Source organism: Bacillus sp. FSL K6-2819, from assembly GCF_038008305.1.
Classification (GTDB): domain Bacteria; phylum Bacillota; class Bacilli; order Bacillales; family Bacillaceae; genus Bacillus; species Bacillus amyloliquefaciens.
In genome coordinates this window covers 1,710,446-1,722,927 of record NZ_JBBOYV010000001.1, presented here as the reverse complement: position 1 = coordinate 1,722,927, position 12,482 = coordinate 1,710,446, and the positions used below count along the sequence as shown (strand labels likewise).

Below are 12,482 nucleotides of genomic sequence, written 5' to 3'. Positions count from 1 at the left end.
ACCTCTTTCTATTTTAATTTTTTTTGCAGCTTGTACATTTCATTCATCGCCTCAAGAGGCGTCATATCAAGAATATTGATCGACTTAAAGGCTTCAAGCACTTGTTTTTCTTTATGAGAAACAGCCGGTGCTTTCTGTTCTTTTTCACCGTCTGCAAAAAAGGACAGCTGTGCCGGTTCTTCCTTGACGACGGGCTTTTTCTCAGGTGCCGCCGGAAGCTCCGGTTTATCTCCTGACTGCTCTAGCTGTTTCAGAATCTCCTGCGCGCGGCTGATCAGATCATCCGGGAGCTCGGCAAGCTGGGCGACATGAATGCCGTAACTTTTATCGGCGGCTCCTTCTTTAATTTGATGGAGAAACACGACCGTTCCGTTATATTCCTCGGCGCGCACATGAACGTTTTTCAGCTGAGGAAGCTTATCTTCAAGCACCGTCAGTTCATGATAATGCGTGCTGAACAGTGTTTTAGCGCCGATATGATCATGGACATATTCAATAATCGCCTGTGCCAGCGCCATTCCGTCATACGTTGACGTCCCGCGTCCGATTTCATCGAACAGGATCAGGCTGTCTTTTGTGGCGTTTACGATCGCGTTTTTCGCTTCCAGCATTTCCACCATAAAGGTGCTTTGTCCGGAGATCAAATCGTCCGCAGCCCCGATTCTCGTAAAGATTTGATCAAAAATCGGCAGAACTGCTTCTTTTGCGGGCACAAAACAGCCGATCTGGGCCATGATTGATAAAAGTGCGATCTGTCTCATGTACGTGCTTTTACCTGACATATTCGGACCCGTAATCAAAAGCATTTCCCGTGATTCGCCCATCAGGCAATTGTTCGGCACATATTCTTGACTGTCCATCACCTTTTCAACGACAGGATGTCTGCCTTCAATGACTTTTACCTCATTATCGGAAAAGACGGGCTTTGTGTAATGCCTGTTTTCACTGATCGTGGCAAAGCATTGCAGTGCGTCGAGCTCACTCATTTGCTTGGCTAGACGCTGCAGGCGCGGAATAAATTGCTTAACCTTTTCACGCAGTCCGGCAAAAAGCTCATATTCCAGCTCGCAAATGTTGTTTTCCGCTTCTAAAATAAGCGCTTCTTTTTCCTTTAATTCCGGCGTAATGTACCGTTCGGCGTTTGTGAGCGTCTGCTTCCGCTCATACCGCCCGTCCTCAAGGAGATGAAGGTTTGCTTTTGTGACTTCAATATAATAGCCGAACACTTTATTAAAGCCGACCTTTAATGAACGGATGCCTGTATACGCGCGTTCCTGCTGCTCCAGTCTGGCAATCCAGTCTTTTCCGTTTTTGCTGGCGTCACGGTACTCATCAAGCTTCTGATGATAGCCGTCTTTTATTAAGTTGCCTTCCTTTAAAGATAACGGCGGGTTTTCATGCAGCGCATCTTCTAACAGGTCAAGCAGATCTCCGCACGGGTCAATCAAGCCGGCGCGTTCTTTTGCTTTTTTATGGTTAAGAGACCCGACAAGCTCTTTAATGCTCGGCACCTGTTTTAACGATTCTTTCAGCTGGATTAAATCCCTTGCATTGACGTTTCCGAATGCGACCCGGCCCGCAAGACGCTCCAAATCATACACTTCCTTCAGGCGTTCGCGCAGATCTTCACGCTCAAACAGATGATTGATCAGCGTCTCGACCATTTCCTGACGTTCTTCGATTTGGGATGCCCTGATCAGCGGGCGGTCAATCCATTGTTTGAGGAGCCTGCCGCCCATTGCTGTTTTCGTCTCGTCTAAAAGCCAGAGCAGTGACCCTTTTTTGCTTTTCGAACGAATCGTTTCTGTCAGTTCAAGATTCCGTTTTGAATACAGATCAATTTTCATCGCTTCTTCCAATTCATACACTTGAACCGGCTGCAGGTGATCCAGGCTCCGTTTTTGCGTTTTCTGCAAATACGTATATAAACGCATAAACGTCTCTGTCAGCTCTTCGCCAGGTAAGTGCTTTGCGATTTCAATCCGGTCTGTCATTTTCCCGTCTTCGATGGAAATCGTTGCGCCGCACCGTTCTTTCAGCTGGGCCGCTGTATTTTCATTAAACTTGCTTGATACGACAATTTCCTTTGCGCCGACTGAATAAATTTCTGACATGACATCTTCAATCCGTTCAATAAATACGGCGAGGTTTTCTCCAGTCGTTAAGTCTGATAAAGCAAGGCCGTATCCGCCAGGAAATGCGGAAACGGAAGCGATAAAATTGTTTTCCGACTCATGAATGCCTTTTCCGTCCATCACGGTTCCCGGTGTGATCAGCTGGACGACTTCTCTTTTGACAACGCCTTTGGCCGCCTTCGGATCTTCCGTCTGCTCACAGATCGCGACTTTATAGCCCTTTTTAATCAGCTGTTCAATATAAGCCGCCGCGGAATGATAAGGCACGCCGCACATCGGAATTTTATCAGCCGATCCTCCGTCTCTGCTTGTCAGTGTAATTTCAAGCTCTTGTGACGCTTTTTTTGCATCTTCAAAAAACATTTCATAAAAGTCACCAAGCCGAAAAAATAAAAAGGCATCTTGGTATTCTGCCTTTATCTTCAAGTATTGCTGTATCATAGGCGTGTAACTAGCCATCATTTAATCCCTCACTATGTATCTTCTTTTCCGCATCCCATTATAACATAAACAAAAGAGTGATATCTTTATATATAAAAAAGAGACTTGGGGTGTTATCTCCCCTAGCCTCTGCTTATTCTTCAGGATCTCCGACTAAAAATTCAGGGTTAATGTCCTCTAATTCTTCGTCAAGATCGTCTTCCCAATCATCATCATCGTCTTCTTCCCAATCAGCATTTACTTCTACGACTACTTTCGTTTCCCCGACCACTTCCGCTAAAAACTCCCGCTCGGCCTGAACAACGATTTTATTTCCGTTAGGAGAAATGGTGACTTCAAGACAATTCGGCTGCTGCAGTACTTTGGCAATGACTTCGTGCTCGTCATCTAAGTAATTTGTATCTCTGTATCTGAGTTTAATCACGTCAACATACTTCACTCTCTCGGTTACAACTTCCGTTTTTGTATTATCGGCGTAAGAGTACCAGACGTTTATATCATAATACCCTTCAATCTCTACCGTTTTCCCAATCTTTTCGGCATCATACTTGTGATTGATAATCCAGCCGCCCAATATGCTTGACGGTTTTTGATCAGGTGAGATCGTGTTGGTGCATTGGGTGAATTTTCTTCCTTTCGCAACTACCGCTTTCGTAATAATTTCCCTGTATTCAGACATTCCCGTAGGCCTCCTTGTTCTTCTTCGTGTTATCTTATGCTGGGCATTTGTCTCATGTGCATTTTTATAATAAAAATATAAAAATACAAAGTTTCTGTTTCATTGTATGCAGCCCTGCCCAGAAACTTTACTTTTAAGTCTGATAAAACTTTTTCGGGAAGATCAGGCGAAACGATAAAATGATGAATATTTAGTACATGATATAATTAGTTCTTTCAAAACAAAAAAACACGGGCCGATGAAGGCCCCGTGTTTAAAAGGAACAGCTGTTATTCGAATGTTTTACTTTTGAACCGGTTTCTCCCGTCAGCAGGTTGCCGCCGGTAGACGTAATGATTTCGTTTGTCACCTGATTGGAAATCGTGTGAGCGACAAGCTGAAGAAGGTCATTAACCTCAATCTGGGAATCTCTGAATTCCTGAATGATCGGAATCGCTTCAAGCTCTTCCTGCAGGGCGTCAATTTTACTTTCCACTTGTTTCAAAGCTTCAAGCTTTTCGTAATGCTTCAGGTTAACGGCTTGCTTTTGCAGGGCTTTAATCTGATTAATAATCACAGAGACTTTTTCATTTTCATTAATCTGCGCCTCGGCGCGTTTGAAAAAATCAACTTCTTCTGTTTCAGAAATCATTTTCGCAAGGTTCCTGGCCTGCTGTACAATGTCTTTCTTAGAGTAAAGCGTCATTATTATTTCACCTCGATTGCTTCTCCTGCCATCACACCGTCAAGCGACCATGTTTTCGCCTGTTCGATTTTGACGCGTACAATCTTGCCGATGGCGTCTTTCGGCCCTTTGAAGTTGACGAGCTTGCTTTTTTCCGTATAGCCGGCAAGAATGTCAGGGTTATTTTTGCTTTCTCCCTCAACTAATACTTCGACAGTCCGGCCTTCATATTCCTTCATTTTTTTGGCGGAAATTTCTTTCACCAAATCATTGAGGCGCTGAAGACGTTCTTTCTTGACCCTCATCGGAACGTTGTCTTTCATCTTCGCCGCAGGCGTGCCTTCACGAGGAGAGTAAATAAACGTATACGCGCTGTCAAATTCCACTTCACGATATAAAGAAAGGGTTTCCTCAAACTGTTCATCGGTTTCATTCGGGAAACCGACAATGATATCGGTAGTGAGTGAAGCGTTCGGCATCGCCGCTTTAATTTTTCCGACAAGCTCCAGATAGCGTTCTCTGTCATATTTGCGCGCCATCATTTTTAACATGGCCGAGCTTCCTGATTGAACCGGAAGATGGATATGGTCAAGCAGGTTGCCGCCTTTGGCGAGCACTTCGATCAGATGGTCATCAAAGTCACGCGGATGGCTTGTCGTGAAACGGATTCTCGGAATATCAATTTTACGCAGTTCGTCCATTAAATCACCGAGTCCGTACGTTATGTCCTCAAAATCTTTTCCGTACGCATTAACGTTTTGACCGAGCAGCGTGATTTCTTTATAACCTTCGCTTGCAAGTCTTCTGACTTCCTGGATAATTTCTTCAGGACGGCGGCTTCGTTCTTTTCCGCGGGTATACGGCACGATGCAGTATGTGCAGAATTTATCACAGCCGTACATGATGTTGACCCAGCCCTTAATTTTGCCGTTGCGGACCTTCGGAAGGTTTTCAATGACATCCCCTTCCTTCGACCACACTTCAATCACCATCTCTTTTGATAAGTATGCCTCTGATAACAGTTCCGGCAGACGGTGAATGTTGTGCGTGCCGAAAATCATATCGACAAACGGGTGCTTCTTAAGGATGCGGTTTACGACTGATTCTTCTTGTGACATACAGCCGCATACGCCCAGAATCAGGTCCGGGTTATTTTTTTTGAGCGCTTTTAAATGGCCGAGTTCGCCGAACACTTTGTTTTCAGCATTTTCCCGGATGGCGCAGGTGTTTAATAAAATGACATTCGCATCATCAACTGAATTTGTCGCTTCATATCCAAGCGCCATAAAAATACCTGCCATGACTTCCGTATCATGCTCATTCATCTGACATCCGTAAGTGCGGATATAAAACTTCCTGCCTTCCCCGAGGCCTTTAAATTCTTCTGAGATTTTAAAATCGTTATGATATTGAACGGATTCTTTGCCCCGTTTTTTCGCATCTTTTAATGAAGGCGGAATATATACGGCTTCGAAATACTTGCTGTAATCCTTTTCGGATTTTTTGTCCGCTGGATTTACTTGTCCGCTTTCCTGCTTTTGCTTTTCATTCATGTTCGAATGTCTCCTTTCAACCGAAACTTCCACCCTCAAGTATACTGGTTAAAAGCATTTGGCACAACCGCCAGCCTATTATTGTACACCTTATTGAGAATAAGAATCAATAAGAAATAAAAAAGAGGGAATCATTTCCCTCTTACACAAGCTGCAGCTCTTTTGCGGCGGAACGGATTACTTCAAGCGCCCGGTCAAGCTCCTCTTTTGTATGCTCCGCCGTAATAATGGTGCGGATTCTCGCTTTTCCTTGGGCGACCGTCGGATACACGATGCTTTGAGCAAAAACGCCGCGGGTCAATAAAAGGTCTGATAATCTCTGGGCTTTTTCTTCCTCACCTATTAATATCGGCACGATCGGCGTTTCGCTTTTTGTAAGGGTCAGCCCCATTTGAACCAGTTTGTCTTTGAAATACGCCGTGTTGTCCCAAAGCTTTTCCATATGCTCCGGCTCTTCCAGCAGGACGTCAATGGCTTCTATGCATGCGGCCGTCACCGCAGGCGGATGGGAGGTGCTGAATAAGAAAGGACGTCCTTTATGGCGCAGGTAATCGATTAGAACCTTGGACCCTGCGGCATATCCGCCAAGCACTCCGATGGCTTTGCTTAATGTGCCCACCTGAATATGGACTCTTCCGTCAAGCCCGAAGTGATTAACCGTTCCTCTCCCGTTTTTCCCGAGTACCCCGGAAGCATGCGCATCGTCGACCATTACAAAAGCATCGTACGCCTCTGCAAGTTTGACGATGTCAGGAAGAGGAGCGATGTTGCCGTCCATTGAGAAAACGCCGTCCGTGACGATCAGGCGCATGTGGTAATTCATTGATTTTTTCAGCACCCTTTCCAGATCGTCCATATCGACATGGCGGTACACCTTCTTATCTGCTTTTGTCAGCCTGATCCCGTCAATGATGGAAGCGTGGTTCAGTTCGTCAGATATAACGATATCCTCTTTTGTCAGAATGCTTGATAGGACGCCTTGGTTCGTTGTAAAACCCGATTGAAACACAAGTGCCGCTTCTGTTTTTTTAAAGTTTGCCAGCTTTTTCTCCAGCTCATTGTGCATCGTAAATGTTCCGGCGATTGTCCGGACGGACCCCGTGCCCGCTCCGAATTCCTCCGCGGCGCGTTTTGCCGCTTCGACAAGTCTTGGATGCGACGTCAAACCGAGATAATTGTTCGATGAAAGCTGAATCACGTTTTCCCCTTTGACTGCCACCGACGGCCCCTGCCTCGTTTCAATTTGCTTCATTTCCTGCCATGTTTTATTTTCTTTCATTTTATCAAGCTCTGCTTTTAGATATTCAAATTCTTTCATTGTAGAACCCTCCCCTTATGGAATCAGAATGACTTTGCCGCACTGGCCCTTTCTCATCAGGTCAAACCCTTTTTCAAATTCTTCAAGCGGAAACTGATGGGTGATCACCGGCGTCAGATCAACAAGGCCGGATTCAAGCAGATGCGATACCTGCCGCCATGTTTCAAACATTTTTCTGCCTGTGATCCCTTGGACAGTGAGACCTTTAAACACCACGTCATTTGTCAGGTCAATCGTCACCGGATGTTCCGGCAGACTCAGCATATGGAATCTTCCCCCGTTGGCCGCCATCTTTAATCCTTGTGTTATGGCTGCCGGGTGGCCTGACATTTCGCAGACAAGGTCTATCCCTTCTCCGCCCGTTAAGGTGTCAATGACTTCAAGCGGATCTTCTTTGTCAGCTGAAATGGTGATTGTGGCTCCCAATTTCTTTGCAAGAGCCAGCCTGTAATCATTTTTATCAATGGCCGCAATGCGGGATGCGCCGGCTGCCTTAGCCACCGCCACCGCCATCAGTCCGATCGGCCCGCAGCCGATAATTGCGGCGGAACCGCCTGCCAGATGGCTGTTTTCCAGCACCGTGTGAACAGCGTTGCCAAGCGGCTCTTGAACAGAGGCGACGGCAGGGTCCATGTCAGCGGGGTTTTTCCAAATGTTTTGAGCCGGCACTTTGACATATTCAGCGAATGACCCGGCTGTATCTACGCCAAGGATCTTTGTATGAGTGCACACATGATGTTTTCCTGTTAAACAGGGGACACAAGTTCCGCAGACGAAGTGGGTTTCCGCCGATACATAGTCACCTATTTTGACATTTGTGACGTGCTTACCCGTTTCTGCTACGATACCGCTGAATTCATGTCCGAATACTTGAGGTGTTTTGATTCGCTCCTGCGCCCATTGGTCCCAATTATAAATGTGAACATCTGTACCGCATATAGATGCGGCCTGTACTTTAATGAGAACTTCATTCTCATTAATGGAAGGTATGGGAATTTCTTTCAGAGTTGCTCCGAAAGCGTTTTCATTTTTAACGATAGCTTTCATCTTTCCTCCCAACATGTACACTCCTCCTCAAAAAAACACTGTAATAACTGGATTGTAACATGGTATCAGAAGGAGGTAAATACCAGCGTCCACCTGATAAAAACAATTGCTTCCGTCCGAAAAAATGGGCGGGATTTTTTTTGAATATTATATGAATAAAGTCGTTTATCATCTCTTCGTACTATTAATATAATATTGTGAGAAAATCTGACAGCAATAAAAACAACCTGCTCGCCTTACGCAAGCAGGTTGAGAATGTACATGTTTTGTTTTAACGGGGCTCGACGATTAACTTAATCGCCGTTCTTTCTTCTCCGTCAATCTGTATATCTGTAAAAGCCGGAATACAAATCAAATCTACGCCGCTTGGCGCGACAAAGCCTCTGGCAATCGCAACCGCTTTAACAGCCTGGTTTAAGGCACCCGCCCCAATTGCTTGAATTTCGGCGGCTCCGCGTTCTCTCAATACGCCGGCAAGCGCGCCTGCTACTGAATTTGGACTTGATTTTGCTGAAACTTTTAAGATTTCCATTTCTGCTCCCCCTTAGTTTTACAATGGATAAGTGAGTGTTCATTAGAACAATCATTATTAGATGTTGCTATCCAAAAAGCCATCCCCACAATGCTTTTCAAAAATAGCGGGCTACCTTCCATTTCTACTATATTCACTAAGAAGTTGCTATATTCCTGCTTTTCCTTTTAATATTTTTATAAAATAAACACATGATCACCTATTCAAAGAACATATGGTCATCATTGATTAAAATCCGTTCGATATTTACGGCTTTTTTCGTCTGATCGTCGATGTCGATGAGCACCCCGCTCAGCGTTGTTTTCCCTTCCGCAACGGTAAAACGGACCGGAAGATTGGTTTTAAACCGCTTAATGACCGTTTCTCTGTCCATACCGAGAATTCCATCATACGGACCCGTCATGCCTACATCAGTAATATATGCCGTTCCTTTCGGCAAAATGCGGTTATCTGCCGTTTGTACGTGTGTATGCGTGCCTACAACGGCTGAGGCTCTTCCGTCTGTGTACCAGCCGAGCGCAATTTTTTCGCTTGTCGCTTCAGCGTGAAAATCAATAAAAATGTACGGCGTGCGTTTTTTCGCTTCTTCTATTAGTTCATCTGCTTTAGCAAACGGATCATCAAGCGGCGGAAGAAACGTCCGCCCCTGTAAATTAATGACGGCAAGCTCTTTTCCGTTCGATTTAATATAAGTAATGCCTTTGCCCGGTGTGCCTTCCGGGAAATTCGCCGGCCGGACAAGATGCGGCACATCATCAATAAAGTCAAAGATCTCTTTTTTATCCCACGTATGGTTTCCCATAGTAATGGCGTCGGCTCCTGCTTCCATCAGGCTATGGTAGATCTTTTCCGTCAGTCCTTTTCCGTGTGCTGCATTTTCTCCGTTAATAATCGTAAAATGCGGCTTATGTTTTGCTTTCAATTTCGGGACATATTCTTTTACCATATCGCGGCCCGGAGAACCGACAACATCGCCGATAAATAAAATTCTCATAAATTCCATTCCTTTCTTTTCTGGAGACTCAAAAAAATAAAGTGATGCGCTAAGCATCACTTTATTTTGCATACTCTACGGCCCGAGTTTCTCTTATCACGGTCACTTTAATGTGGCCCGGATAATCAAGCTCGTCCTCAATTCGTTTACGGATATCACGCGCCAAACGATGGGCTTCCAAATCATTAATGGAATCCGGTTTCACCATGATGCGAACTTCACGGCCGGCCTGAATTGCAAATGATTTTTCAACACCTTCGTAAGACTCGGAGATTTCTTCAAGCTTTTCAAGTCTGCGGATATAGTTTTCGAGCGTTTCACTTCTCGCACCCGGTCTTGCGGCTGACAGTGCATCAGCTGCAGCGACCAGAACGGCGATAATGGAAGTCGGCTCTTCGTCTCCGTGGTGTGACGCAATACTGTTAATGACGACTGGATGCTCTTTATATTTGGTCGCAAGCTCCACTCCGATTTCCACGTGGCTTCCTTCCACTTCATGGTCAATTGCTTTTCCGATGTCATGCAGAAGACCTGCCCGCTTAGCAAGCTTTGCATCTTCTCCTAGCTCGGAAGCCATTAAACCGGCTAAAAACGCAACTTCCATTGAATGTTTCAGTACGTTCTGCCCATAGCTTGTACGGAATTTCAACCGGCCGAGAATCTTGATCAGATCCGGATGGAGTCCGTGAACGCCGACTTCAAATGTGGTCTGCTCACCCATTTCCCGGATATAGTCATCAACCTCGCGGCGGGATTTTTCAACCATTTCTTCAATACGAGCCGGGTGAATACGGCCATCCTGAACGAGTTTATCAAGAGCGATTCTTGCCGTCTCCCGTCTGATCGGATCAAATCCGGAAAGAATGACTGCTTCAGGTGTGTCATCAATAATCAGGTCAATACCTGTAAGCGTTTCAAGCGTACGGATGTTACGCCCTTCACGGCCGATGATACGTCCTTTCATCTCATCATTCGGAAGATTGACGACCGATACCGTCGTTTCGGCAACATGATCTGCTGCACAGCGCTGCAAAGCAAGCGACAAAATGTTTTTCGCCTTTTTGTCTGCCTCTTCTTTCGCACGGTTTTCGGTTTCTTTTGTCATGATGGCGATATCATGTGAAAGCTCATTTTCAACCCGGTCAAGAATGATTTGTTTCGCTTCATCCCGTGTCAGGCTCGAAATGCGTTCGAGTTCTGACTGCTGCATACGAATCATCTCATCCACTTTGCTTTCCATCTCTTCAATATGTTGTTGTCGTTCATTCAGAGAATGATCTTTCTTCTCCAACATCGCTTCCCGTTTATCAATTCCTTCATGTTTACGGTCAAGATTTTCTTCTTTTTGAAGTAAACGGTTTTCTTGTTTTTGAAGCTCATTTCGTCTTTCACGAACTTCCTGTTCAGCATCTATTCGAAGTGTATGGATTTCGTCCTTTGCTTCAAGCAGAGCTTCTTTTTTCAGTGCTTCAGCATCACGCTTTGCATCTTCAAGGATTTGCTCGGCAGCACCGCGTGCGCCCGCAATCTTTGCTTCGGCAATGGTTTTACGAACATAGTAGCCAACAACTAAACCGAGCAGAGTCAGCAAAATGGAGATGAGAACCGTCATTGGGGTCATACTTTCACCTCCTCTTGCTATGAACTTGGTTGTTGCTTAAATAAGTGCCGGCATGTACATTGTCTGATTTTCTCAACATACAGAACCTTCACAGGGAATGAGTCTTTCATGCCCTTGTCAAGTTTAAATGGTTTAACAATCATGTTAAAAAACAAATGTTACAACTTCATTGTAATTGTGTCGGAAATACTTGTCAAGCTTGCCAGCTTAACGATTCGCCTTCATCTCGGAATCTTCGCCATGTATATATCATACCATACCTTCAGCTGCTTTTCGTGAATGGCGGCTCGTTAGTTCGCCTGGTTAAGCAATTGGTAAATTCTGTTGTTCACCTGCCCTAATTTGGCGTTATTCTGAATATTTGACAATAAAATGACATATTTGCTTGCCGAATGGCTGAAGCTGTTCAAGATGTTGTAACCGGGCATTACGCCGTGATTGGAATAGCTTCCCGGATCAATGTAAAATCCCATGCCGTAAGCGGAACTGCTTCCTGCTGTGAACATTTTTGTAAAGCTTTCTTTTGAAAGGAGCGTGCCGTTTACGACCGCTTTATCAAATTTGTAAAGATCTTCAGCGCTCATATACATATCGCCCGCCCCGTAGAGCTGCGATAAGTCCAAAAGGTGAGGCGTGACAAGCCGGCCGCTCTCATCAACTTTGTAGCCGACAGCCGGATATTTGGCTTCAGCAAAAGTTTTGTAAAATCCGGCATGCTTCATTCCGGCCGGTTTAAACACATGGTCTTTAATATATTGTTCGTATGACTCCCCGCTGACCTGAGATACGATATAGGCGAGCACTGAATAATTGGAATCCCTGTACTCCCAAACCCCAGGCTGCCGTTTAATTCCGCGGTATTCTATATCCTTGATTAAATCAATAGGAGAAATCGGTCCCTGTCCCTCAATATGTCCGTTTATTCCTGACGTATGATTGAGCAGGTTTTTCAGTGTAATGCGCGTGCCGTTAGGAAAATTCGGCAAGTATGTACTGACGGTGTCACTCGTCTGAAGCAGCCCTTTTTCTTCAAGCTGCAAGACAGCCGTCGCGATTAACGCTTTTTGTGAAGAACCAACATAATATGATGTCTCCGGATTGTTCTTAATTTTTTGTTTTCGGTCCGCATAGCCAAAACCTTTTTTCAGCACAACCTTTCCATCTTTTACGACCATTGCTGTGCCACTGAACCCGATCTGTTGCAAGTAATTGCTGATCTGTTTATTGTGATCGATTGATTTAGGTGTTTTCTCTTTTTGCGTCTTTTCTTTTTTTTGTTGAGTCTGGTCTTTTGAAGAATCAGATTGAGCAGCGGGAGCGCTTTTAACGGATTCCTTCTCCCGGTGATGCGCTGTGACGGTCCAGATCATAATAAAAACAGTGACAAGCAGCAGAAAAAGAAACAGCCCTCCCGTTTTCATCAACTTTTTCTTTCTATGTTTATTAATTCTTGTGCGGCGGGGGCTCGTCATCTTTTTTCCTCCTCAGATATAATTTC

At 45.0% G+C, this 12,482-nt stretch carries 10 protein-coding genes; all 10 read right to left on the bottom strand.

Features of this window, described 5'->3' with window-relative positions; all coding sequences use genetic code 11:
- Positions 1 to 8: 8 nt before the first annotated feature.
- The 10 genes from mutS to MHH91_RS08975 all read right to left on the bottom strand — a co-directional run bounded on the left by mutS (position 9) and on the right by MHH91_RS08975 (position 12,456).
- Positions 9 to 2,594, bottom strand: a complete 2,586-nt coding sequence (gene mutS / locus MHH91_RS09020; RefSeq protein ID WP_014470386.1) for a DNA mismatch repair protein MutS — start codon at positions 2,592 to 2,594, stop codon at positions 9 to 11.
- A gap of 115 nt (positions 2,595 to 2,709) precedes the next feature.
- Complete coding sequence (gene cotE, locus MHH91_RS09015; RefSeq protein WP_013352324.1) at positions 2,710 to 3,255, bottom strand: outer spore coat protein CotE; 546 nt, start codon at positions 3,253 to 3,255, stop codon at positions 2,710 to 2,712.
- 253 nt (positions 3,256 to 3,508) lie between these two features.
- Complete coding sequence (locus MHH91_RS09010; protein ID WP_013352323.1) at positions 3,509 to 3,940, bottom strand: RicAFT regulatory complex protein RicA family protein; 432 nt, start codon at positions 3,938 to 3,940, stop codon at positions 3,509 to 3,511.
- Positions 3,941 to 3,942: 2 nt separating this feature from the next.
- Positions 3,943 to 5,472, bottom strand: a complete 1,530-nt coding sequence (gene miaB / locus MHH91_RS09005; protein ID WP_007611533.1) for a tRNA (N6-isopentenyl adenosine(37)-C2)-methylthiotransferase MiaB — start codon at positions 5,470 to 5,472, stop codon at positions 3,943 to 3,945.
- Positions 5,473 to 5,614: 142 nt separating this feature from the next.
- A complete protein-coding gene (locus tag MHH91_RS09000) occupies positions 5,615 to 6,790 on the bottom strand; it encodes a glycine C-acetyltransferase (RefSeq protein WP_013352322.1) in 1,176 nt (391 codons plus the stop codon).
- Positions 6,791 to 6,805: 15 nt separating this feature from the next.
- Positions 6,806 to 7,852, bottom strand: coding sequence for an L-threonine 3-dehydrogenase (gene tdh / locus MHH91_RS08995; RefSeq protein WP_014470388.1), 1,047 nt, complete (start codon positions 7,850 to 7,852; stop codon positions 6,806 to 6,808).
- Between the two features lie 256 nt (positions 7,853 to 8,108).
- Positions 8,109 to 8,369 carry a stage V sporulation protein SpoVS gene (gene spoVS, locus MHH91_RS08990; RefSeq protein ID WP_003154135.1) on the bottom strand — a complete coding sequence of 87 codons (261 nt, stop codon included), beginning with the start codon at positions 8,367 to 8,369 and terminating at the stop codon, positions 8,109 to 8,111.
- 199 nt (positions 8,370 to 8,568) lie between these two features.
- Positions 8,569 to 9,363: a 2',3'-cyclic-nucleotide 2'-phosphodiesterase gene (ymdB, locus tag MHH91_RS08985; protein ID WP_013352320.1), complete on the bottom strand. Its 795-nt coding sequence runs from the start codon at positions 9,361 to 9,363 to the stop codon at positions 8,569 to 8,571.
- Positions 9,364 to 9,424: 61 nt separating this feature from the next.
- Positions 9,425 to 10,984, bottom strand: a complete 1,560-nt coding sequence (gene rny, locus MHH91_RS08980) for a ribonuclease Y (RefSeq protein WP_003154140.1) — start codon at positions 10,982 to 10,984, stop codon at positions 9,425 to 9,427.
- Positions 10,985 to 11,274: 290 nt separating this feature from the next.
- The gene (locus MHH91_RS08975; protein ID WP_013352319.1) at positions 11,275 to 12,456 is read right to left on the bottom strand and encodes a serine hydrolase domain-containing protein; all 1,182 of its coding nucleotides are present in this window, start codon (positions 12,454 to 12,456) and stop codon (positions 11,275 to 11,277) included.
- Positions 12,457 to 12,482: the final 26 nt, after the last annotated feature.

Bases quoted from the DNA above. Each gene is read 5' to 3' on its own strand.
- MHH91_RS08975 (WP_013352319.1), bottom strand. From the start codon at position 12,456: ATGACGAGCCCCCGCCGCACAAGAATTAATAAACATAGAAAGAAAAAG.
- MHH91_RS09000 (WP_013352322.1), bottom strand. From the start codon at position 6,790: ATGAAAGAATTTGAATATCTAAAAGCAGAGCTTGATAAAATGAAAGAA.
- rny (WP_003154140.1), bottom strand. From the start codon at position 10,984: ATGACCCCAATGACGGTTCTCATCTCCATTTTGCTGACTCTGCTCGGT.
- ymdB (WP_013352320.1), bottom strand. From the start codon at position 9,363: ATGAGAATTTTATTTATCGGCGATGTTGTCGGTTCTCCGGGCCGCGAT.
- tdh (WP_014470388.1), bottom strand. From the start codon at position 7,852: ATGTTGGGAGGAAAGATGAAAGCTATCGTTAAAAATGAAAACGCTTTC.
- spoVS (WP_003154135.1), bottom strand. From the start codon at position 8,369: ATGGAAATCTTAAAAGTTTCAGCAAAATCAAGTCCAAATTCAGTAGCA.
- miaB (WP_007611533.1), bottom strand. From the start codon at position 5,472: ATGAATGAAAAGCAAAAGCAGGAAAGCGGACAAGTAAATCCAGCGGAC.
- MHH91_RS09010 (WP_013352323.1), bottom strand. From the start codon at position 3,940: ATGACGCTTTACTCTAAGAAAGACATTGTACAGCAGGCCAGGAACCTT.
- cotE (WP_013352324.1), bottom strand. From the start codon at position 3,255: ATGTCTGAATACAGGGAAATTATTACGAAAGCGGTAGTTGCGAAAGGA.
- mutS (WP_014470386.1), bottom strand. From the start codon at position 2,594: ATGGCTAGTTACACGCCTATGATACAGCAATACTTGAAGATAAAGGCA.